At 52.6% G+C, this 23382-nt stretch carries 19 protein-coding genes; 10 read left to right on the top strand and 9 right to left on the bottom strand.

The annotated features are described in order from the left end of the window. The first annotated feature begins 3 nt into the window (after nt 1–3). The 3 genes from ftsH (at nt 4) to ACYX4J_RS05400 (ending at nt 6045) form a co-directional block, all read left to right on the top strand. Nucleotides 4–1977, top strand: a complete 1974-nt coding sequence (gene ftsH / locus ACYX4J_RS05390; RefSeq protein ID WP_476178043.1) for an ATP-dependent zinc metalloprotease FtsH — start codon at nt 4–6, stop codon at nt 1975–1977. Between the two features lie 588 nt (nt 1978–2565). After that, on the top strand, nt 2566–4863 hold the full coding sequence (locus ACYX4J_RS05395; protein WP_476178044.1) for a TonB-dependent receptor: 2298 nt from the start codon (nt 2566–2568) through the stop codon (nt 4861–4863). A 204-nt stretch (nt 4864–5067) separates the two neighbouring features. Further along, a complete protein-coding gene (locus tag ACYX4J_RS05400; protein WP_476178045.1) occupies nt 5068–6045 on the top strand; it encodes an NAD(P)H-quinone oxidoreductase in 978 nt (325 codons plus the stop codon). 14 nt (nt 6046–6059) lie between these two features. On the opposite strand, the gene ACYX4J_RS05405 is transcribed toward ACYX4J_RS05400, so the two are convergent. Together ACYX4J_RS05405 and xseA are read right to left on the bottom strand one after the other, a co-directional pair. Next, on the bottom strand, nt 6060–8360 hold the full coding sequence (locus ACYX4J_RS05405; protein WP_476178046.1) for a transporter substrate-binding domain-containing protein: 2301 nt from the start codon (nt 8358–8360) through the stop codon (nt 6060–6062). Nucleotides 8361–8433: 73 nt separating this feature from the next. Then, nucleotides 8434–9786 carry an exodeoxyribonuclease VII large subunit gene (xseA, locus tag ACYX4J_RS05410; protein ID WP_476178047.1) on the bottom strand — a complete coding sequence of 451 codons (1353 nt, stop codon included), beginning with the start codon at nt 9784–9786 and terminating at the stop codon, nt 8434–8436. A 174-nt stretch (nt 9787–9960) separates the two neighbouring features. Here xseA and guaB point away from each other — a divergent pair, with 174 nt between their 5' ends. Both guaB and guaA read left to right on the top strand, forming a co-directional pair. Then, complete coding sequence (gene guaB, locus ACYX4J_RS05415) at nt 9961–11448, top strand: IMP dehydrogenase (protein WP_476178048.1); 1488 nt, start codon at nt 9961–9963, stop codon at nt 11446–11448. Nucleotides 11449–11548: 100 nt separating this feature from the next. Further along, nucleotides 11549–13126 (top strand): glutamine-hydrolyzing GMP synthase, encoded by a 1578-nt coding sequence (guaA, locus tag ACYX4J_RS05420; protein ID WP_444893162.1) that lies wholly within the window; start codon nt 11549–11551, stop codon nt 13124–13126. 356 nt (nt 13127–13482) lie between these two features. Here the strand turns inward: guaA and rlmB are convergent, their stop codons facing one another. From rlmB to ACYX4J_RS05455, 7 genes are all read right to left on the bottom strand, one after another. Further along, entirely contained in the window at nt 13483–14265 is a 783-nt protein-coding gene (rlmB, locus tag ACYX4J_RS05425; RefSeq protein ID WP_444907623.1) for a 23S rRNA (guanosine(2251)-2'-O)-methyltransferase RlmB, read from the bottom strand. Next, nucleotides 14262–15131, bottom strand: coding sequence for a Rossmann-like and DUF2520 domain-containing protein (locus ACYX4J_RS05430; RefSeq protein ID WP_444907624.1), 870 nt, complete (start codon nt 15129–15131; stop codon nt 14262–14264). Before ACYX4J_RS05430 ends, rlmB begins: the two co-directional genes overlap by 4 nt. Next, nucleotides 15131–15889 carry a pyridoxine 5'-phosphate synthase gene (locus ACYX4J_RS05435; RefSeq protein ID WP_444907625.1) on the bottom strand — a complete coding sequence of 253 codons (759 nt, stop codon included), beginning with the start codon at nt 15887–15889 and terminating at the stop codon, nt 15131–15133. Before ACYX4J_RS05435 ends, ACYX4J_RS05430 begins: the two co-directional genes overlap by 1 nt. 3 nt (nt 15890–15892) lie before the next feature. After that, nucleotides 15893–16486, bottom strand: a complete 594-nt coding sequence (locus ACYX4J_RS05440; protein WP_444907626.1) for a peptidylprolyl isomerase — start codon at nt 16484–16486, stop codon at nt 15893–15895. Nucleotides 16487–16640: 154 nt separating this feature from the next. Next, complete coding sequence (locus ACYX4J_RS05445; RefSeq protein WP_282933705.1) at nt 16641–17321, bottom strand: TIGR04211 family SH3 domain-containing protein; 681 nt, start codon at nt 17319–17321, stop codon at nt 16641–16643. Between the two features lie 30 nt (nt 17322–17351). Then, nucleotides 17352–17651, bottom strand: coding sequence for a YciI family protein (locus ACYX4J_RS05450; RefSeq protein WP_108734042.1), 300 nt, complete (start codon nt 17649–17651; stop codon nt 17352–17354). Between the two features lie 34 nt (nt 17652–17685). After that, nucleotides 17686–18405, bottom strand: a complete 720-nt coding sequence (locus ACYX4J_RS05455) for a VC0807 family protein (RefSeq protein ID WP_282933704.1) — start codon at nt 18403–18405, stop codon at nt 17686–17688. 196 nt (nt 18406–18601) lie between these two features. Here ACYX4J_RS05455 and ACYX4J_RS05460 point away from each other — a divergent pair, with 196 nt between their 5' ends. The 5 genes from ACYX4J_RS05460 to rluB all read left to right on the top strand — a co-directional run bounded on the left by ACYX4J_RS05460 (nt 18602) and on the right by rluB (nt 23357). Then, nucleotides 18602–19558 carry a PHP domain-containing protein gene (locus ACYX4J_RS05460; RefSeq protein ID WP_445355947.1) on the top strand — a complete coding sequence of 319 codons (957 nt, stop codon included), beginning with the start codon at nt 18602–18604 and terminating at the stop codon, nt 19556–19558. 92 nt (nt 19559–19650) lie between these two features. Further along, nucleotides 19651–20274 (top strand): L-threonylcarbamoyladenylate synthase, encoded by a 624-nt coding sequence (locus ACYX4J_RS05465; RefSeq protein WP_282933701.1) that lies wholly within the window; start codon nt 19651–19653, stop codon nt 20272–20274. A 53-nt stretch (nt 20275–20327) separates the two neighbouring features. Beyond that, nucleotides 20328–21350, top strand: a complete 1023-nt coding sequence (locus ACYX4J_RS05470) for a segregation and condensation protein A (RefSeq protein ID WP_444907628.1) — start codon at nt 20328–20330, stop codon at nt 21348–21350. Nucleotides 21351–21360: 10 nt separating this feature from the next. Further along, on the top strand, nt 21361–22494 hold the full coding sequence (gene scpB, locus ACYX4J_RS05475; RefSeq protein ID WP_476178049.1) for an SMC-Scp complex subunit ScpB: 1134 nt from the start codon (nt 21361–21363) through the stop codon (nt 22492–22494). Then, complete coding sequence (gene rluB, locus ACYX4J_RS05480) at nt 22491–23357, top strand: 23S rRNA pseudouridine(2605) synthase RluB (protein WP_444907630.1); 867 nt, start codon at nt 22491–22493, stop codon at nt 23355–23357. The genes scpB and rluB overlap by 4 nt, the downstream gene beginning before the upstream one ends. Nucleotides 23358–23382: the final 25 nt, after the last annotated feature.

Below are 23382 nucleotides of genomic sequence, written 5' to 3' on the forward strand. Positions count from 1 at the left end.
AATATGGCGGACGAGCAGGACCAAGAGCGAAAGCTGCCGCAGGGGGAGTCTCCTTCACCGCCATCGGGAAAGCCGGTTCCGCAAGGGCCGCTGAATTGGCTCCAGTACTTCCTGTGGATTTTCCTTTTAATACTGACTGTACAGTACTGCACTAACGGACAGCTTTCTGGCAAGCGGACTGAGCTAGCTTACAGTGACTTTAAGAAAGAGGTCGCCGAAGGCAAAGTTGCCAGCGTGGTTATCGAGGGGGATAGAGTCAGCGGCACTTTTAAGCCAGAGGCGAGCAAAGTGCCGGCGCCAAACACTGACGAGAAAGAAAAAAAGGCTCCACCGCCGGAGCACTTCACAACCATTTTACCTTCCGTTCAAGACCCCGAACTGCTGCCCCTGCTGGAAAAGGAGAAAGTGGAAATCCTGGCAGAGTCCCCGGGAGGGGGCTTTATGCAGCGGATGTTGATTCTGCTTCTACCCTGGATACTGATTATTGGGCTCCTGGTTTGGATGGGGCGGCGAATGCAGGAAAAGATGGCCAGTGGAGCTCCCGGCAGTCCCTTCGGTTTTGCTCGATCACCAGCAAAGCGGTTTGAGCGCAGTGAGTCTCAAGTGACTTTCGATGATGTTGCCGGGTTGGCAAATGCGAAGAAGGACCTGCAAGAAGTGGCGGGGTACCTTAAGAACCCGGAGCACTATCGCAAGCTCGGAGCGAAGATCCCCCGGGGCATTTTATTGATGGGCCCTCCCGGCACTGGCAAAACCCTGATGGCGAAAGCGCTGGCCGGTGAGAGTGAAGCGCCATTTTTCAGTATTAGTGGCTCTGAGTTTATTGAGATGTTTGTAGGAGTGGGTGCTTCCCGTGTGCGGGATATGTTTGCCGAAGCCAAGAAAGATGCTCCTTCAATTATCTTTATCGATGAGATTGACTCCGTCGGCCGGGCGCGGGGAACGGGTGTTGGTGGCGGACACGATGAGCGGGAGCAGACGCTCAATCAGATCCTTGGTGAGATGGATGGCTTTGATCCCCAGGAGGCGGTGGTGGTGGTTGCGGCAACCAACAGGCCCGACGTTCTCGATGCGGCACTGCTAAGACCGGGGCGCTTTGACCGAAAAATTACTCTGGACCTTCCAGATAAGGCCGCACGCAAGGAAATTCTTGAGATTCATTCCCGCGATGTCCCATTGCACGGCAAGGTCGATCTGGAGCGGCTCGCGGCTCTTACTGCAGGTTTTGCCGGCGCGGATCTGGAAAACCTGATTAATGAGGCCGCACTGTTGGCGGGGCGAGAAGATAAGTCTGCGGTGGATATGGATTGTTTATTGAGGGCGAGGGATAAAGTGGTTCTCGGTGGCGAGCGCGAAATGGTTATCAGTGAGGAGGACAAGCGGATTATCGCCTATCACGAAGCGGGACATGCGCTGGTAGCAACGCTATTGCCCAATGCAGACCCCTTGGAGAAGGCGACTATTATCCCCAGGGGGCACAGTCTCGGCGCTACCGAGCAGATTCCCACCGAAGAACATCACAGTATGCAGGTCAGTTATCTCCGCGATCGTATCGGCGTAATGCTTGGGGGGAGGGTCGCTGAGCGGGTGGTGTTCAAGGAGGTGAGTACAGGTGCCGAGGCAGATTTAAAGCAGGCGACGCGACTGGCCCGTCACATGGTGACGCACTGGGGGATGAGTGAAAAATTAGGCCCCGTTGCTTTCCGCCGGGGAGAGGAGCATATATTCCTGGGGCGCGAGATGGCCCAGCAGAAGGACTTCAGCGAACACACCTCAGAGATTATTGATGACGAAATTATTGCTTTGATCAGCGGTATTGAGATGAAAGTCGATCAGCTGCTGACAAAAAATCGCAAGAAATTGGATGCATTGGCTGGGGCTCTTTTGGAAAAAGAAACCCTCGATGCAGCGGAAATAAATGAAATACTTTCCCATGTGGCTGCGGGCGGTGATGACACATCTATTGCGCCGAAATAGCTCCTGGCTTTAATGGAAATTTATTTTTCAGACGGACCCATTGGTCAAATTTAATGTATTTAAGAGTGCCAGGTTAATTGAGTTTATTAGTTTTGAATTGCCGATAACCTGAAATATCGAAGGGCACTTCCAGGCTGCTCTAAAAGAGCTGACAGCGCATCAATTTAAAATAGACAAAAAGTTTTGTGTTTTTTGGGTGGTTTAGATACATATTGTCATTGGCTTTTTTGAAAATAATCAATTTCCTATGTAAATGGGCAACTTAGGGTGTCGCCCTTAAACAGTGCATAATTTTATTTTTTCCATTCCTGTTAATTTTTTTCTTCAAGTTGAAAGAACTTTCCAGACTAATTGAGTTATTTTTACAGACATTTACGTTAAATAGACTTCCACACACGGTTGTGAGCCTGTAACCTGTCCATGTCACAGATTCACTACGAAATCTGTGCCTCTTTATCAGCGCGGTCTTGAATCGGAGCTTCACTTAGTCGGAGCCTCTTTATAGAGGTAGAGCAGTGGAGCCAGGCAGTACCGATTGCGATAAGTCCGTTGTTGTACATAAAAAAAATAAAACAATGGAGAGAAAACATGGGAAGTCCGTCAAAACCCAAGCAGCACTCTGCTCTGCTTTCCGCCTGTTCCGTAGCAACTCTTTGGTTAGCCAGTGGTATTAGCCCCAGTTATGCCGCAGAGGGAGCAGTCGGCACCCTTATGGAAGAAGTGCAGGTAACAGCCCGTAAGCGTGCAGACGCAGAACTACTTCAGGATGTTCCGGTAGCGGCTACCGCCTATTCCGGTGACCAACTGGAGGCTCTGCAAACCAGGGATTTACAAAGCCTTTCTTTCAAAATGCCCAACGTCCAGCTGGAGGATGTGGGTACCGTAAAAAATACGGCAAACTTCACTGTGCGCGGTCTTGGAGTGAATAGCTCTATTCCATCAATTGATCCCACAGTAGGGGTCTTTGTCGATGGTATGTACCTCGGTGTGAATGCGGGTGTTGTTACCGATGTGTTTGACCTGGAGGGTATCGAAGTTCTCCGTGGTCCGCAGGGCCTGCTATTTGGTCGTAATGTTACCGGTGGTGCTGTCGTAGTTAAAACAGCGCGCCCAACTGATGAATTCTCTGCTCGCGTCAAGGTGTCCACAACGGATAATCTGGATGTGGTGACTGCGGGTTCAATTAATGGTGCCATCTCTGACGATGTTAACGGCCGTCTGACCGTTTACTACAACGATGACCGTGGCTGGTTCGAAAATGTTGCCACCGGCAATGATAATGCCGGTGCCTCTGACAGCTGGTTTATTCGCCCAAGCTTTAGTGTTCAACTCAATGAAACGGCAGAGCTGCTTGTGCGGATGGAGCACGGCCGCATGGACTCCGATGGAGTTGTTGCGCAAAACCGTGGTAATGAACCTTACATAGTTGGCACTGATGACGGTTTTGTTGCCTACCCCAGTGCGACCCAGATTGCTGAGGCTTTCGGTATTCCTGATTGGGACAACAGTGAAGATTCTTTTGAGGTAGCCCAGGACGAAGAGGGTTATCAAAAAGACGAGTGGTCCCAGATCATTACTGAGTTCAATAAAGATGTTGAGTTCGGTGATGGCACCATCACAAATATCCTGGCTTGGCGTGAATATGAGGCGCGGGGCTTAGGGGATATTGATTCCCTGCCTTTTGTTGGTTTCCATGCGGACTCAAGCGTGGATCAGAGCCAGTTGAGTAACGAGTTGCGCTATGCCGGCCGTTTCGGTCGCACGGCCATCACTGCCGGTGCCTATTGGTTCTCTCAGGATGTAACCTACCTGGAAAATCGTTTGCTGGCCGACGGTGAGGGCGGCATTATCGATTGGACCGGTGGTGGTGTGCAGGATCACAGCACTTATGGATTCTTTACCCAGGCTGATATCGATCTAAATGAGGCCTGGGTGTTGACCCTGGGTGGACGCTACTCGAGTGAGGAGAAAGACGCGAAGATTGCCTCTATTCCCCTGAACCTCTGCACACTGGACGGCTGTGCTGCCTACGACTTTGAAGATAGCGAAAGCTGGAATGCCTTCACTCCCAAAGTTGGCTTGCAGTGGACTGTTTCAGACGAGACGCAGCTCTATACATTCTGGACCAAGGGTTTCCGCAGTGGAGGGTACAACTTCCGCAACGCAGGTATAGATCCTACCACAGCAATGCCTTATACCCCGCAGGCAACGGACCAGGAAGAGCAAAGCAGCTTCGAAATTGGGGCTAAGGTAGACTGGCTCGATGGCCGTGTTCGTACCAATATGGCGGTATTCCACAACACTATTGATGATATGCAGCGGGAGGAGAATCTCGCTGACGCAGTGACCGGTGTGGCGCAAATCATTCGAAACACCGCTGATGCAACAATTCGTGGTGCTGAAATGGAGACCATGGCTGCGCTCAGTGAAAACCTGCTGCTTACCTTCAACGTGGGCTATGTAGATGGCGATTACGATAAGGTACTCGGTGACCTGAATGGTGACGGCCTTGTGGATGATGAAGATCTGGGTCTCGAGATCCCACGCCTGGCGCCATGGACTTATGGTATAGGGTTAGTGCACGATTTGTCTCTGGGTTCCTACGGAACAATCACCTCCCGCATTAACTACAATCATCGCGATGAAGCACCGTATACGGATGACAACAGAGGCATGCTGTCTGAAGTGGAGATGGTGGACTTTAGTATTGGTTATACTGCGGATAGCGGCCAATATACAGTTTCTGTATTCGGCAAAAATATGCTTGATGAAGTTACTGAGGGTAATGATACACAGCTACCAGTTACCCTTGGTGGTATCGGTGCCAGCTTTACCCCGCTGAATAAAGGTCGTGTTATGGGGGTTGAGTTTATTTACGAACTCTAATCTCGACTGAGAACTTGCTGCTTAGAGAAAATATTTTTTAAGTCAGCAGACTTCGAAACGGCCAGTTCCTTTTCGCAATTAAATGTTGTGATGGGGCTGGCCGTTTTTTATTGGGTTGCGTGTTGAGTAAAAATTGCTTGATGATTTTTGGTACTCTTGTGTCGATAGCGTGGCAATAAAAGTGAACCTATAAAGGGGAAAAATATGCGGTTTATTGATCTGCCTACATTTGGTGGGCCTGAAGTCATGCAATTGAAAGAGATGGATAAGCCTGCTCCAGGTGCAGACGAAGTCCTTATCCGTGTAGTCGCAGCTGGGGTTAATCGCCCTGATATTGTGCAACGCCAAGGGCATTATCCGGCACCTCCAGGGGCATCGCCGGTATTGGGATTGGAGGTGGCTGGTGAGGTTGTTGAAGTCGGGGAAAAAGTTGTGCGCTGGCAAGTGGGAGATAAAGTTTGTGCCCTGACCAATGGTGGAGGTTACGCAGAGTTTGCAGTAGCTCCAGAGGGACAATGCCTCCCTGTCCCCGCAGGCCTTAGTCTTGTTGAGGCAGCTGCATTGCCGGAAACTTTTTTCACCGTATGGACTAATGTATTTGACCGCGCCGGTTTAAAACCGGGCGAGGTGATTTTAATCCATGGTGGTTCCTCTGGCATTGGTACCACGGCGATCCAGCTGGCCCATCAATTGGGAGCCCGGGTTTTCACTACTGCGGGAACAGAAGATAAATGCGCAGCCTGTGTGGCTTTGGGAGCGGAGAAGGCGATTAACTATCGGGATGAAGATTTTGTCTCCGTTGTGCGCGAGATGACAGATGATCACGGAGCTGATGTTGTCTTGGATATGGTGGGCGGTAGCTATATTAATAGCAATATTCGTGTGTCCGCTAACGACGGCAGAATCGTGAATATTGCCTACCTGGCTGGCGCTAAAGTAGAAGTAAATATGATGCCGGTGATGTTGAAACGACTTACATTGACCGGCTCAACCTTGAGGGCTCGCTCGCCAGAAGTGAAAGCCAGTATTGCGAAATCGCTGGAAGAAAAGGTTTGGCCGCTGATTGAAGCGGGTAAAGTTCAGCCGCAAATAGCCGCTGAGTTTCCTCTGCACCAGGCGGTTGAGGCCCATAAATTACTGGAGTCCGGCGCTATCACCGGAAAAATCGTTTTAACCTTGTGAGGGCTTGTGGTTGCCTAGGGCGAGGAGTAAGTGGGCATCCGCTGAATGACGCCCTCAGGCACATCCCCGGGTTCACAATAGATTTTGCCGGGCAGGCGCTGTAAAGGTGGGCGGACTGTCACATCATCGCTCATCATTTCCACATAGGCTTTGTATAGATTGCTGATATTGCGTACATACTGCACGGGCTCGGAGCCTCTCACATAGCCGTATCTAGCCCGTTTAAAGTACTGGGGCTGGGCCAGTTTCAGCATGGCGACTTCCACATTGTCGAACCACACATTGGGATCCAGTCCCAGTTCTTTAGCCAGCCGCTGGGCATCGAGTAAGTGGCCGTATCCTGCATTGTAGGAAGCGAGAGTAAACCAGAGTTTATTTACGGTTGGCAAAGCGGGATTAAAGCGATCGCGCACCCAATCCATATATTTTACCCCCGCTTTAATACCTCTTTCAGGTTCGAACAGCGGCGGAGGAAATCCCATTTCCTCGGCTGTGGCAGGCATCACCTGCATCAATCCCTGCGCTCCAACTGGAGATACGGCTTTAGGGTTGAAATTGCTCTCCTGCCACATTTGCGCGACGATCATGCGCCAATCAAAATCGTATTTAAAGGCGGATTCCTTCACCAACTCATCGTAAGGAGAGAGGTTTTCTCCCGGTATTACCCGGGAACTTACTCGCTGGGTAAATCGTTTGTTCGGCTCAAAATAAGCCTGGTATTGCTTCTGGTATTGGCTCGTTTTTCTGTAATTTTTCAAAAACTTATTCAAGTTCTGTAACAGGTGCCAATTTTGTCTTAATACCATCCAGCCCTGTGGACGCGGGTCACCGATAAGAGTTCCGAGTACCAGTTGTGGCTGAACGGATGCCTCAATCTTGGCTCGACCGGAGTGGGATATAGTCGCATCTACCAGCCCGTCGGCGATTAATGAGAAGATTTGTGACTGGGAAATATCTGGCGGCGCCACACGGATATCGACATCAATACCTGCTTCTTTCAGTGTTTCAGCGGTTTCAATAAATGATGAATAGGCGCGTAGAGTTAATTTACGGCCATTAAGATCCTGAATCTGGGTAATAGGGGGGCTGTCTTTACCACTGACGATCTGGTCTGTGGATTCGACATAGGGCTTGGTGAATACCATGCCCTGGTCTTCACGGGCACTGGTAATATTGAGTTCGGCCCCGGCAAAGTCACCGCGACCCGCCCTCAGCCAGTCGGCAAGGTCTTCTTCGTAGGGGACAACAATAACCTGGAGTTGGAGTTTGTGCTTATTGGCAAAAGCCTGGGCCAGGTCGTAGTCAAACCCCATTAATACCCCTTTCCATAAGAAATAGGTTGTCGGCCCATTGTAAGTGAGTAGCCTGATTACTCCCGATTTTTTAATACCCTTCCAATCGGTAATGCGTTCTTCCTGGGATTTAACCAGGTTGCGGGTCAAAAAATTATCGAGAGTGGTATGTAGGCGTTTGGAGTCTTTGCGTACGCCCCAGGCAATATTTTGCACTTCAGATACGTCTGCACCAATCCGCATGTCATCGCGGTAATTGCGCAAATCTTGGGCTGAAAAATCTTCCAAAATAGCAACACGGTTCTTTTGGCCATTAATGATATCCAACAGCGTATCTCGGTTACCATTAATATCAATTTCTCGAATAGTTAGGTTTGAGTTTGGATTTTCGGCAACAAGTTGCTCTGCAGTTTCTTTAATAGAGGAGCCGGCGGGGATAATAAATTCCAGGTCCTTTAATTTGCTCGCATCTGAAATATCTGGACCTTCAGGGCCAGTGACGAGTACTAACCGCGAATGGCGAAGAGGAACCGTAAAGTCAATAATTTCTTCACGGGCGTTAGTGACAGTCAGGTTATAGGCGATTACATCTGCCTGGCCATCGATCAGCATTTGCACCGCGTCATCGGGTGTTTCAGCTTTTATCCACTTGGGTTCCAGCTTTAACTGTTTGGCCAGTTTGTTGGCAAGTTCGAAGTGACGGAGACTCACCACATCGTCACGAGGTAACAGGTCCTCGGAAGCACCGGTTAAATTAACGAACCGAATTGTGCCGTGTTTTCTTATGTCCCTAAGGTCACCGGTTTCGATGTAGTTGACTTGCTGTTCTTTAGCGGGGGTTACTTCAGGCAGTTGCCCTGATCGCTTGTCGGCATCCTGCGCTTCGGCAGCTGACATGGTGACTGATTCGGCTACTCCAGATTCACGATCTGGTTCCGTGCAGGCTGCAAGGGCAAGCAGTAGTACTGAAAGTAGTATCAAGGTCCACTGGTTGAGGTGGATAGCAGTAGATTCACTATCCATATATTGCTCCGAAGGCACTCTACCTCAACCATTATAGTGTCGCTTGATTTGCGCTCTTTAATTGTTAAAGAAATCAGTTTTCGATGGTATTAACTTTTGCAGTGAAGTTCCCTTTGGCCAGCTTAATATGGACTTGCTGGTCGGTTTCCAATTCTGCACTATCGCGAATTGCGCGATTTTCTGAATCCAGAACAATGGCGTAGCCTCGCTGCAATACTGCCAGGGGACTGATGTTTTGTAGTAATTGGGCCCCGTGGGAGAGTTTGTCACTGCCGCGCTGTAATATCAGTTGCATCGCACGCTCCAGGTTTCCCTTGAGTTGGATTAACTGCTTTCGACTGTTGTCGAGTCGGCGTGTCGGCAGGTTGTGGGCAAAAGCTCTGGAGGCGGAATCCAATTGGGATTTGCGACTTTGGATTTGTTGTTGGCAAGCTGCCACCAGGCGCATCTCCAAATGATCCAGGCGCTGGGCTTGGTTGAGGAGCTGCTCCTTGGGATGGCGCAAACGGTTGCGTCGCAATTGAACCTGTTGAGATAAATGCTTTAGCTGGTTGTCCATGGCGCGGTGCAATCTGCGCTGGACCTGGTCAAGCCGCTGTAAAATTTCTGCAGCATTGGCGCTGGCTATTTCCGCCGCGGCAGAAGGGGTGGGTGCGCGCAGGTCTGCGGCTAAATCTGCAATAGTCGTATCGGTTTCGTGGCCGACTGCAGAAATAGTGGGAATAGGGCTTGCGGCCAGTGCGCGGGCGACAATTTCTTCATTAAAAGACCACAGGTCTTCCAGGGAGCCTCCGCCGCGACCGACAATTAATAAATCGTGGCGACCACTGCGGCCCGCTTTTTCAATCGCTGCCGCGATTTGCTGAGCGGCACCCTGACCTTGAACGGCTACGGGCCAGATTTCAATTTGTGCAGAAGGGTGTCTCCTGCCCAATACGTGAATCATATCCCGTATTGCCGCGCCTGTCGGCGAAGTGACAATGCCGATATTGGTTGGCAAAAACGGAAGAGAGCGTTTTCTGCTTGTTTCGAACAGGCCCTCAGCATTCAGTTTTGCTTTGAGCTGTTCCAGCTGGCGCATCAGGGCGCCAAAGCCGGCCTCCTCCATATGCTCAACGATTAGCTGAAATTCTCCGCGCCCTTCGTACAGGCTCACCCTGGCCCGGATTAAAACCTCGCGACCATTTTGCGGCCGAAAGGTGACACTGCGATTGCGACCGCGAAACATGGCGCAGCGCACCTGGGCCCGCGCATCTTTAAGGCTAAAATACCAGTGCCCGGAGCTGGGTATGGAAAAATTGGAAATCTCTCCACTGATCCATAGAAGGGGTACACTGCTTTCCAGAAGATGTTTAACTTCCCGATTCAGGTCACTGACCGACAGCACGCTGCGCTTGGCATTTTGACTAGGGGGAATTGTCTGCATCGGTGAATCTCGTCGGGCGTATTGGGCGGAGCAATATTGCAGTATCGCCCTTATAGGTAAAGAGCTTTACTGTACAAATCCGTTTTTCTGCAAATTGATGTTTGCGCTTTGGGCGCGTAGAGGTATAATCGCGCCGATACCCAATCCCGCCTATTCGAGGTTTGAGTGTCAACAATGTCTGAATCCAATCTGCGCATCGCGCGCGAAGCCCTCACTTTTGACGACGTCCTACTTGTGCCCGGATATTCCGAGGTCACGGCCAAGGATGTGAGTTTAAAAACCCAACTCTCCCGCAACATTACCCTGAACATCCCCATTGTGTCCGCTGCTATGGATACGGTGACGGAAGCTCGCCTGGCCATTGCGTTGGCCCAGGAAGGGGGTATCGGCATTATTCACAAGAGTATGTCGATAGAAGAGCAAGCTCTTGCCGTTCGCGCGGTGAAGAAGTTTGAAGCCGGTGTTGTAAAAGATCCTATTACTATTGAGTCCGATGCCACTGTGCGCGAGTTGATCGCGCTGACCAGTCACCACAATATTTCCGGTGTGCCGGTAATGGATCGTGGCGATTTGGTAGGTATCGTTACCAGCCGCGACGTTCGCTTCTTAACTGATCTCGACGTCAGTGTCGCCAGCATCATGACGCCGAAAGAGCGTCTGGTGACGGCCCACGAAGATGCGAGCCCCGACGAAGTACGCGAACTGCTGCATAAACACCGTATCGAAAAGGTACTGGTGGTTAACGACAACTTTGAGTTGCGCGGCCTGATCACTGTTAAAGACTTTAACAAAGCAGAGCAGTACCCGAACTCCTGTAAGGATTCCGACGGTCGCCTGCGTGTGGGCGCGTCGGTGGGCACCAGCCCGGACACCGATGATCGTGTAGCCGCATTGGTAGAAGCCGGCGTTGATGTACTGGTTGTGGATACCGCTCACGGCCACTCCCGCAACGTGATTGAGCGAGTGCGCCGCATTAAGGAAATGCACCCCCAGGTGGATGTGATCGGTGGCAACATCGCTACGGCTGACGCAGCGCGTGCACTGGTTGAGGCCGGTGCGGATGCGGTTAAAGTGGGTATCGGCCCCGGTTCTATCTGTACCACCCGCATCGTAACAGGTATCGGCGTACCCCAGGTGACGGCAATTGCAGAGGTTGCCACAGCCCTTAAAGAATTTGGTGTGCCCATGATCGCCGACGGTGGTATCCGTTACTCCGGAGATATCTCCAAGGCAATTGTTGCCGGCGCCTCATCAGTCATGATGGGTTCCATGTTCGCCGGTACCGAAGAGGCGCCGGGCGAAGTTGAGCTCTATCAGGGCCGTACTTACAAGTCCTATCGTGGGATGGGTTCTCTCGGTGCTATGTCCCGCACCCAGGGTTCTTCCGATCGCTATTTCCAGGATGCGAGCAAGGGCGCTGAAAAACTGGTACCGGAAGGTATCGAAGGTCGAGTGCCTTATAAAGGCCCGCTGTCAGCCATTGTTCATCAGATGATGGGTGGTTTGCGTTCAGCTATGGGTTACACCGGCAGTGTCGATGTCGAGACCATGCGCACTCGTCCTGAGTTTGTGCGGGTCACGGCAGCCGGTATGGGTGAGTCCCATGTCCACGACGTTCAAATTACTAAAGAAGCCCCCAACTACCCGGTGGGCCGACGCTAAGCCTTCGACCTTCTCCAGGTGAAAAAATTTAGACGGAACAAGCAGCAAACGGACCTTCAAGGTCCGTTTGCCGTTATTTAATCCAGTTATCGAGTAAGTCATGAGCCAAGATATCCATTCCAGCCGAATACTCATTCTCGACTTCGGGTCCCAGTACACACAATTGATTGCCCGCCGTGTCCGCGAGCTGGGCGTATTTTCTGAAATTCGCGCTTTCGATATGACCGAAGAGGAAATTCGTGAGTATCAGCCCAAGGGCATTATTCTCGCCGGTGGCCCCGAGTCGGTACCGGAAGAGGGCTCCCCGCGCGCGCCGGAAGCGGTTTATAACCTGGGCGTGCCGGTACTGGGCATTTGCTATGGCATGCAGACCATGGCTCATCAGCTTGGAGGCACCGTACAGGGCAGCGATATTCGCGAATTTGGCTATGCCCAGGTAAAAGTTGAAGGCCAATCCAACTTGTTGAGCGATATCAAAGATCATATCGCTGATGATGGCAGTTCCCTACTGGATGTTTGGATGAGTCACGGCGACAAGGTAGTGGCGATGCCAGAGGGCTTTGAGCTGTTGGCTTCCACTGATTCCTGCCCAATTGCCGGTATGTACCACGCCGAGAAGAATTTCTTCGGTGTACAGTTCCACCCGGAAGTGACTCATACCCTGCAAGGCATGCGTATTTATGAGCACTTTGTGATTGATATTTGCGGGTGTGAGAAACTCTGGACTCCCGCGAACATTATTGAAGACTCTATTGCTAAAGTCCGCGATCAAGTGGGCGAGGGCAAGGTGCTGCTCGGTTTATCCGGTGGTGTCGACAGCTCTGTGGTCGCCGCTTTGCTGCACAAGGCTATTGGCGATCAGCTGACCTGCGTATTTGTAGATAATGGCCTTCTGCGTAAAAACGAAGGCGACCAGGTAATGCAGATGTTCGCCGACAATATGGGCGTCCGCGTTATCCGTTCTGATGCGGAAGAGGATTTCCTTGGGCGCCTCCAAGGTGAAAAAGACCCTGAGGCCAAGCGCAAAATCATTGGTAATACCTTTATTGAGATTTTTGATCGCGAAGCTTCCAAGTTACAGGACGTGAAATTCCTGGCCCAGGGCACTATCTACCCAGACGTTATTGAGTCCGCCGCCGCAAAAACCGGCAAGGCACATGTGATTAAGTCTCATCACAATGTGGGCGGCTTACCGGAGGATATGCAGTTTGAGCTGGTAGAGCCCCTGCGTGAACTGTTCAAAGACGAGGTTCGTAAGATCGGCCTGGAGCTGGGCCTGCCTTACGACATGGTTTACCGCCACCCCTTCCCGGGACCGGGTCTGGGCGTGCGGATTCTCGGTGAGGTAAAGCGGGAGTATGCCGATATTCTGCGAGAGGCAGATGCGATCTTTATCGAGGAGCTGCACAACGCCGATTGGTATCACAAGACCAGCCAGGCCTTTGCCGTATTCCTTCCGGTAAAATCTGTGGGTGTTGTTGGTGATGGCCGTCGATATGAATACGTGGTTGCTCTTCGCGCGGTAGAGACTGTGGACTTTATGACAGCGCGCTGGGCGCATCTCCCCTATGAGCTGATTGAGAAGGTTTCCAACCGCATTATCAATGAGATAGAGCACATCTCTCGTGTGGTCTACGACGTTTCCAGCAAGCCTCCCGCGACAATTGAGTGGGAGTAACTGCCGAATCGAGAGGGGGTGCTTAGCACCCCTTTCTTTTTTTGTTTTGGGCTTCGCGTCTCATTTTCCACAGCGGCCCCTTCTCTCTATTCGATCTTTAATTGGTACGGATTGTCGCTAAACGCTTGGCTAAGACTTCGCTAACTCGTTGATTTTTTGAGCGTTTCCCGGGTTGTTTATTTTTTCTTCATATTGTCACAAAGACCAAATGGCGGGCCTTTGCGGCATACTACTCTAAGTTAGTCACAGAGATATCCACAGAATCTGTGGGTAGTGGATAATCCTGGTTAGATTGGGGTTGAACTCGTGGGATAAGTTGAGGGAGTGGGAGGCGGGCACCTCCCAGAGGGGCAGAGTTAGATTTCTCGACGGAAGCTAATTAGTGCGGCCGTGACCGCCACATTCAAGCTTTCCACATCGTTTTGCATGGGGATACGCACCAGTTCATTGCACTGAGCTGCGACGGCATCGCTAACACCGTGGGTTTCATTGCCCAGCACAAAAATTGTGGAGACGTTACTGGAGACCTCTTTCAGGGTCGTCCGGGCGTGGGATGACAGCCCGCAAACCTGAGCCCCCGCTTCGCGGAACTCCCCCAGGGTGGCTGCCAATTTGTCACAGCGCAAAACCCGGGTTTTAAACAGGGTGCCTGTGCTGGCTTTGATAACGAGGGGGTCTATCTGTGCACAGCCTTTCTTTGGCAGGATGATTCCATCAATGCCGCCGGCACAGGCTGAGCGAATAATCATGCCCAGGTTTTGAGGGTTGGTTATGCCATCCAGGGCCAGAAGTTCATAGGTGTTTTTGTGCTCTGGGGCTGCAACCTTCTGTAAAAAGTCCTCCGCTCTGCCGTAGTGCGGCAGGGCCAGGTCGAGGGCTACACCTTGGTCCTGACGGGAATTCTTCGAAATCCGGGACAGGCCCTTGCGATCCCAGTAAGCAATTTCAATCTGACGCTCTTCGGCCAGGGTTTCCATTCGCTGGATTAGCTGGTCGCGCCGGTTGCTGCTGGCCAGATGTAATTTATGGACGGGTACAGATAAATCCTCGAGAGCCTCGAGTACAGGCTTGCGCCCATAAATTGTAAGGAGGCTATCGAAGAAGGCTTTTTTTTCCAGGTATTCGGAGGAGTCTTTCACCGCGTTGGCTCACTCAGCAGTTCGATCAATCTGGCTGCGCTCTCAGGTGAGAGCGAGCCGCGCCGCGCCAACTCTACACAGGCGAGGCCCAGATGGCGATAGCAAAGTGCCAGTTGGCTATCTACTGAAGCTAGGCTTTCCACCTGGGCGCCAACGGTTTCCACATCCCCCCTGGCAATGGGACCTGTCAGCGACCTCTCTGGTCCCAGCTCCAAATTGTTTTGCAGAGTCTGTGAAACAATCGGCGCCAACAGGCGAAGGGCACTGTCCCGCTCTATGCCGGCGGCTGAAAAGCTTTGTAAACTCAGGTCCATTAGGGTGGTGAGGTAGTTGGAGGCGATCACTGACCCAGCGTGGTACAGAGACTTGTTAAGGGGATCAATAGCCAGTGTTTCACAGCCAATGGCTGCAAAAGCCACAGAAATAACCTCTACTGCATGGCTATCCCCTTCGACAGCGACACTGGTTTTGGCAAATGTTTGCAGCGAGGTTTCCGGTTCGGCAAAACTGTGAACCGGGTGAGCGCTGGCAATCAGGGCGGGTCTCAAGGGGGCTAGTTCTTTAGAGCTGAGAGCGCCACTGCAGTGGAATATAATAGTGCGCTCGTCGACCAGCCCGCTATCGGCAAGTTTCTGCGCAAATATAGCGATTTCACTATCGATACAGCCAATCAGCCATAGGTCTGCTGAAGGCATTGCCGAGAGGGAATCGACAGCATTGCCTGCACCGATAAATCGACAGGCACTTTGTCCACTTTCGAGGCTGCGGTTATAAATTGACTGTATCCCAAATACACCGCTCTCCTGCCACAGCCGCCCCAGGGTTTTTCCAAGGCGGCCCGCGCCAATAATATTGAGGCTTTGCATCAGCTACCAGCGAGGCAGTCGACGTAGGCGTTAACGGCATTCTCCAGGCCCATGCTGATAGCATCGACAGTAAAGGCGTGGCCTATGGAGACTTCCTGCAAGCCCGGTAATGTGCGATAGCGCGGTAGGTTAACCAGGTTGAGGTCATGGCCGGCATTAATCCCCAGTCCCAGCTGATGTGCGTGCTCAGCGGCGGCACAGTGGGCAGAGAAAATTGTTTCCAGCTCTGGGCTCTGTTTGGTTACGGCTTCGGCATAGGGGCCGGTGTAGAGCTCAATACGGTCAGCCCCGACCTGTTTGGCCAGGCTGATTTGGTCCAGGTCTGGATCCATAAACAGGCTGACACGTATTCCGGCATTTTTAAGTTGATCAATTATCGGAACTAATCGATCTCCATCTTGTTTGAGGTCAAAGCCGTGATCAGACGTGAGCTGATCACTGGTGTCGGGAACCAAAGTGCATTGGTCTGGTTTGGTTTCCAAAACCAGTGGTATTAGGCCGGGGTAGTCCCCCAGGGGAGCGGCGAAGGGGTTGCCTTCAACGTTGAACTCTATGTTTTTGCGGCTGGCGCAGAGTTCTGCCAGGTCGCGCACGTCGCCGGGGCGAATATGTCGTTGGTCTGGACGGGGGTGTACGGTCAAACCTTGGGCCCCGGCGTCGAGGCAAGTGCGCCCGTGGGCGATTACGTCGGGAAAGTTGCCCTCGCGGGAGTTGCGGATTAAGGCAATTTTATTGAGGTTTACGCTGAGAGCGATCAATGCTTATTCTCCCTTGCTGTGTTCAGCGACTGTGTTGTCGCTGGCTGTAATTCGTTTTGCGGAAAGAATCCGAATCGGAGTATTGGGAGCCTCTGGGTGCCTGCGATAAAGGCCTCGGGGTTCCCGCTCAATTTTTTCTATGATATCCATTCCCTCGATAACCTTGCCAAAAACTGCGTAGCCAGGCTTATCCTCGCTGGCATCCAGGCGGGTGTTATCGACCAAGTTAATAAAAAACTGGGACGTGGCACTATCGGGATCATTTGTGCGTGCCATGGAGAGAGTGCCACGCAGGTTTTGGAGTCCGTTAGCTGACTCGTTGGCGATAGCCTCGCGAGTTTCTTTTCTTTGGAAATCAAAAGTGAAACCACCGGCTTGGACGACAAATCCAGGCACAACACGGTGAAAGATAATTCCATCGTAGAAGCCGCTATCGGTATAAGCGAGGAAGTTCTCTACGGTGACTGGTGCTTGCTTGGCATATAGCTCGATACGAATAACCCCAAGATCAGTTTCTAGTTTCACCTGAGGGTTTTGGGCAAATAGCGGAAGGCTGAATAGAGTACAGAAAAGAAAAATAACTAATTTACGCATCATCCGTGTCCTTTGAGTGTCCGGGGGTAATCGGTTTACTACTGTGCCAGCGAATGGTTATAGGTAGAGAGAAAGTATTTGAATATCGCTGCCTGAGGGATGCTTTTCAGCATTCCCACAGGCGTATAGTAAGCGATTTTGGTTGTAGCGAGGGAGATCAGTTGGCCCATTCGGAATTGCGTTTGCGCGGGCGCACATGGGGGGCAATCATCGCCAGAATAGCGCCTAATACAACGGATAGGGCACCGTACACTTGCCACTTGCGGGCATCGCTACCGGACAGGCGCTGAATTTCCGCCTCCGCCATGCTTTTTTCCTGTTTCAGCAACTCGTACTGATGCAGGAGCTTTTGGTGGCGATCGTTGAGCGAAATTGCGTCGGCAGAAAGGGACTTCAGGCTCTTGAGTTCGGCGGCCAATTCCTGGCTCTGCTGCTGGGCAGAAGTCAGGGCGCTATTCAATTCGCCGTTTTCTGTCTCCAACCGGCGAACTTCTCCCCCCAGGTTGCCTTCCATTTTTTCAAAGCGGGCCAAGTTGGCTTCTGCGGTTGCCAGCTTTAGTTTTGCCACGGGCTCACTGACAAGGTATTGGCGTCTGATCCAGCCCTCAGTGCCGTTGGGGGTGCGCACTTTTGCCCAGCCGTCCGAGGCGGCATCTTCGAGCAGGGCCAGTTCGGTACCGCTGGCCAGGCCGCGGTGCAGAATCCGGAATTCATTGCCTTTGCCGGAGCGCATGGGCACGTGAAGTTGGTCGGTAATATAGCGGGTCTCCGCTGCAAGTGCCGCTGGTGCTGAGTTCAACAGCGCTACAGCGAGCACACCGGACAGTAATTTCTTCATTGTGATGCAGCTTGTTAGTTAGAGTTTTTATCAGGGCAGTACAAGCTTGTAGGGCTTGACTGTAACCGATGCATAGACGCCTGCTTCGATATAGGGGTCACTGTCAGCCCAGGCTTTGGCCTCTTCCAAAGAGGGGAACTCAGCAATTACCAGGCTACCGGTAAAGCCGGCTTCACCGGGCTCTTCACTGTCGATGCTGGGATTTGGGCCGGCGGCCAGGAGACGGCCTTCATCTTTTAGAAGGTTGAGTCGGGCCAAATGACCGGCGCGGGCTTTTTTGCGTAAAGGGAGACTATCGCTAACATCTTCACTGATGATTGCGTACCACATTGTTTTTAATGCTCTTGTTAGTTTTTTTAAGGTGTTATTGCGCAACCATCACTTCTTCCAGTTTCAACCCGGTCAGCTTGCCGATACGGGAGAACAGGAAAAAGAGTGCACCCATCAGAATCAGGGTTGATGGGATCGCAATAACCAGATATCCATAGGCGGTCATTTCGCCAAGTTCGGTGTTATAGGCCTCGGTGCCCGGCGGGCTGGTGACGATCATTTTGGCGAGAATGTAATTCAGTGCCGAGGAGAAAAAGAATGACCCGGCAACGATCCATGAAGTCTGGCGCAAGGTGCGGTCGAAGGCTGGCTGGTTACCATTGGCCTGTAATGACTCGGCGATCTTTGTCGTATTCAGGATTTGATCGTTGTAAAGCAGGGTTTTGACCAGCGGCCAGCGGGTATAAACGGATAGTGCCGTTGCAACACCCAGTAGGCCAGGGATTGCAGCTTCCTTAATCGCAATATACTGCGGGTCCAGCTTGAGCAAGCTGATGCCGCCAGTGAGCAGGATGCCAATAAACCCGAGGGCTGAGAAGAAATTGACCTTGCCTAGGCGCAGCAGGTCGCGAAGGCCATAACCCAGTGGGAAGGCCAGGGCCACTATCAATGCCCAGGTTGGGCCCAACCAGTCATCCCCGGAAAGTTTGGTCAGTATCAATGTCGGAATAATGACATTGAAGGCGATATTGCTGAGAAACCCTTCCTTTTTAGGCTTCTCGGGAGATGTCGTGGTCGAATTCGTTTCGGTCATACTCAATTCCGGTGATAATGCCCGCTGGAAACTGATGGGGCTGATAGCCCGTTCAATTTCCCCGCTGACAAAACTACTGTCAGACTTCGGCCCTGGCGAGTCACCTGTGAGTGACTGCTAGTTCGGGCCTTATCCCTGAAAACGCCGAGTGCCGCATAGACAGCGCAATAGGGCGATTGTTCCTGAAAAGACGGATATGGCGATCTTTTTCATCGTCGAACTGAGTGAGAGCCTGTTGTTGAAGACCCTTTCAGCCGATTTGAATACAGACCTGGTAGATCTGCACTGCCACAGTACCGCGTCTGACGGTATTTTAAGTCCTGCGCAGCTGGTGTCGAGAGCGAAATCCCAAGGTGTGACGATGCTCGCCCTGACCGACCACGATACGGTGGATGGTGTGCCTGAGGCTCAACAGGAAGGTGACTGTTTGGGCGTAGATGTAGTTGCGGGGATTGAGTTCTCCAGTCTTTGGGGGCGCAGACCCGTACATATTGTAGGCCTGAACATCAATCCCGAATCGGGGCCTCTGCAAGAAGCCATTCAGCTGCGTGAGCAGTTGCGCGAGGAACGGGCAGAGCGTATCGCGGAGAAGCTGGAAAAGCGTGGTTTTAGCGGTGCCTTGGAGGGTGGGCGTGCCCTGGCGGGCGACTCGGTACTGGGTAGGCCCCATTTCGCACGATGGCTGGTGGAAGCTGGGCATATAGACGATACCGGTAAGGCGTTTAAGCGTTACCTGGGGGCTGGCAAAGTAGGAGATGTGAGAGTTGAGTGGCCCCAGTTGAGTGAGACCATCGCCACTATTCACAGTGCTGGTGGTTATGCGGTATTAGCCCACCCGCTTAAGTACGGATTGACGCGCACCCAGTTATTGCGACTGCTGGGAGCTTTTCTTGAAGAAAATGGGGATGCGGTAGAGCTGCTGTGCGGTCGGCAAAACCCGACACAGACCCGAGAGTTAAAGAAATTGTTACTCTCGGCTGCGGAAGCAGCGGGCAAGTCGATGCCATATTGCTCTCTTGGCAGCGATTTTCACCAGCCGGAGCAGCCCTGGCGTGAATTGGGTTGTGTCAGGTTGCCCGCAGACGTCGAGCCGGTGTGGAATCTGTGGCACACTCTGCACCGGGAACAGCGGGGTCACGTTTCGCTGCCCTGATTCCGGCTTGTGAATTGGGGGCCATCGCCCGGCTTTAAGCCTGGTGGATGGCAGTGAGGTATTTTCAATCGGTAAGGCTTTTGGGGGGCTTTGTGGCGCAGTTTTTTCAGATTCATCCGGATAATCCTCAAGGCCGCCTGATCACTCAGGCAGCAGAGATCGTCGCCCAAGGGGGCGTTATTGTTTTTCCCACCGATTCAGCTTACGCCATAGGCTGTCGACTGGGAGAGAAGCTGGCGGTTGAGCGCATTCGAGGAGTGCGCCAGCTGGACAAGCAGCACAACTTCACATTGATGTGCCGAGACCTATCGGAGCTGGCGACCTATGCCAAGGTCGACAACCAGATGTTTAGGCTGTTAAAGAATCATACGCCGGGTTCCTATACCTTTATTATGCCGGCGACCGCCGAAGTGCCGCGCAGGTTAATTCATCCGAAGCGCAAGACCATCGGTATTCGCGTGCCGGATAATCCCATCGCCCTGGCCCTGATTGAAGAATTGGGCGAGCCGTTGATGAGCTGTAGCCTGATTATGCCCGGCGAAGAACAGCCCCTAACCGAACCTTACGATATCCGCGATACCCTGGAGCACCAGGTGGAATTGGTTATCGATGGCGGTTTCTGCGGGTTGGAGCCCACCACCGTGATCGACCTGACGGGTGATGAGCCCCAACTGATTCGTCAGGGATGTGGGGCAACTGACGAAATACTCGGCTGAAAGCTGCGGCGCCGTGTATAATCGCGCGTTTGCACGATTGAGGGTGGGGCAGGGTGTCCAGTGATGAGTTACTAGCAGAGGTCGAGGAGCAAGTGCTGGCCGAGGTTGCGGCGAGCGATGATGAAGCTCCTGCCCAGGCTGGCGATGCGGAATCGCAGGGCCAGGACTCGGATGAGGATTCCCCCCTGGCTTTGGTGCAGGGCGAAATCTTTAACGACCTCCCGCAGGATCTCTTTATTCCACCAGATGCTTTGGAAGTTGTTCTGGAGGCTTTCGAGGGGCCTCTGGATCTCCTGCTATACCTGATTCGCCGCCAAAACCTGGATATTCTCGAGATCAACGTCTCCGACATTACCCATCAATATATGGCGTATGTGGAGATGATGACGGCAATTCGCTTTGACTTGGCCGCCGAGTATCTGGTAATGGCCGCTATGTTGGCGGAAATAAAGTCGCGGATGCTGTTGCCGCGACCGCCTGAAGCGGAGGAGGAAGAAGGCGAGGACCCCCGGGCGGCTCTGATTCGCCGTTTGCAGGAGTATGAGCGTTTCAAAACTGCGGCTGAGGATCTCGATGAGATCCCCCGTGTTGGCCGGGATGTCCATCAGGCCAATGCAGAGGCTCCCGATCGCAGTATCACACGCCCCGATCCTGAAATTGACTTGAAAGAAGTCCTGGTCGCCTTGGCTGATGTGCTGCGGCGTGCGGATATGTTTGAGAGCCACCAGGTTGAGCGGGAGAAGTTGTCCACCCGCGAGCGTATGACCCAGGTGCTGGATAAGATCCGCCACGGCCAGTTTGTGCCCTTTGTCAGCCTGTTTACCGTTGAGGAGGGTCGCCTCGGTGTCGTAGTGACCTTCCTGGCGGTGATGGAGCTGGTAAAAGAGTCTCTGGTGGAGCTGGTGCAGAATGAAGCATTTGGCCCGATCCACGTGCGAGCTCGCGCTGCTACCCACAGCAGTGAAAGCGAAGACGGTGCTGATAGCGAGCTTGAGGATCAGACTCTCGAAGAGGTTGAAGATCCAGAGGACGCTGTAGAGGCCTCGGATAAAGCGTCGGAAATGTATTCGAGTTAGAAAATAGAAGATGACAATCGCCCCCGAATTACTGCGCAAAATCGTCGAAGGCGCCCTGTTGGCTGCTGGTCAGCCTCTCAGTGAAGAAAAACTGTTGTCTTTGCTGGACGAGGAAGAGCAACCCTCCAAGACTACCCTGAGAGATGTGCTTGAAGAAATCGCCCAGAGTTGTGCTGACCGAGGGTTTGAACTGAAGAAAGTCGCGAGTGGTTGGCGTTTTCAAGTGCCGGAAGACCTGGCTCCATGGGTGAATCGGCTGTGGGAGGAAAAGGCGCAACGGTATTCCCGTGCAACCTTGGAGACCCTCGCCATTATCGCTTATCGACAGCCGGTAACCCGTGGTGATATCGAGGATATCCGCGGCGTTGCGGTGAGTTCGCATATTGTTAAAACCCTGCTGGAGCGCGGTTGGATTAAAGTTGTGGGGCAGCGGGACGTGCCCGGTAAGCCGTCTCTCTACGCAACAACCCGGGAGTTTCTCGATTATTTTAATTTGAGCACCCTGGATGATTTGCCGACTCTGGCGGAGATCCGCGATATCGAGAGTCTGAATCAGATTCTGGAGCAGGAAGGTTTGCCTCCAGAGCCGGTTCCCGAGGAGGGAGAGTCCGAGGTGGACAATGGTGCTTTGGAAGATTCTGAGTCAGGGCAAGACACCGAGGCAGAATCCTCTACTGAAGCCCCTGCGGCTGAACACGAAGATATAGACGATGCCCTGGTAGAGGCTTTGGCTGAGGAAGTTGCTGCTGAAGCATCAGACGCCGAGACCGAGACCGAGTCTGAGCCCGGAGTAGATGCCGATGCAGTGCCCGCCGAGACGGATGCAGAGGAAGATCCAGTGGAAACTGCGGCAGCAGAGATCCAGTGGGAAATGGAGCAGGAAGACTCTGAAGGTAATTCGGAGTTGGATGTAAATGTTGATCTAAGTGAAGAGAGTGAACTTCACAGTGATGAGGGAAGCAGCGCTGAATCGCTGCAAGCAGAAGAAGAGAGCGAGAACTCTCTAACGGCAACGTTACCACCCAGCAGTATGTTTGCCGAAGACGACACAGCTGAAGAGGTCGCCGAGGAGTCGGTGGAGGCAAATGCTGATGTCGATGAAGATTCCAAAGAAGTAGTACAAGTGGAAAGCACCACCCCATGAGTGATGGTACCCCGCCAGCAGGCGAGAAATTACAGAAAGTATTAGCGCGCACCGGCCTCGGTTCGCGCCGTGAAATGGAGCGCGCAATTGATGCGGGCCGCGTAACCGTAAATGGAAAAGTGGCGGAGCTTGGCGAGCGCGTAACTGACGCGGATCATATCGAGTTTGATGGTAGCCGGCTGCCTTCGGCAGAGCAGAATCGCTGCCGGGTAATACTCTACAACAAACCGGTTGGAGAAATATGCTCCCGCCACGACCCGGAAGGCCGCCCGACGGTCTACGATCGCCTGCCGAGACTGAAAACCGGCCGCTGGATTTCTGTTGGGCGCCTGGATTTCAATACCAGTGGTTTGCTGCTGTTTACCAATAGCGGAGAGCTGGCCAATAAATTAATGCATCCCTCCTCGGTAATCGACCGCGAATACTTGGTTCGAATCCAGGGTGATGTGGATGAGGAAATGAGGCGGCGTCTGCTCAAGGGCGTGTTGTTGGATGATGGGTCGGCGCGCTTTACCGACATCGTAGAGAGTGGTGGTGAAGGTAAAAACCGCTGGTTCTACTGTGTAGTGATGGAGGGCCGCAACCGCGAGGTGCGTCGTCTGTGGGAGTCCCAGGGAGTTAGAGTTAGCCGCTTGAAGCGTGTGCGCTACGGCAGCGTCTTTATTCCCTCCCATGTGCGCGTCGGGCAGTGGATTGAGATGGAGCCCCGCGAGATCGATGACCTCTGCGTAACGGCGGGAATGCCGAAACTGGGCCAGCGCCCATTGACCCAGGGTGAGAAACAAAACCTGGAGCGCCAGCGCAGGAAGTTGCGCAAGTCGCCAGCACCGGCTGCTCGGCGCAATCGACCGAAGTCGGTTTAAACAGAAAAAGCCCGCAAATTGCGGG

This window comes from Microbulbifer sp. ABM4_008 (assembly GCF_056311705.1).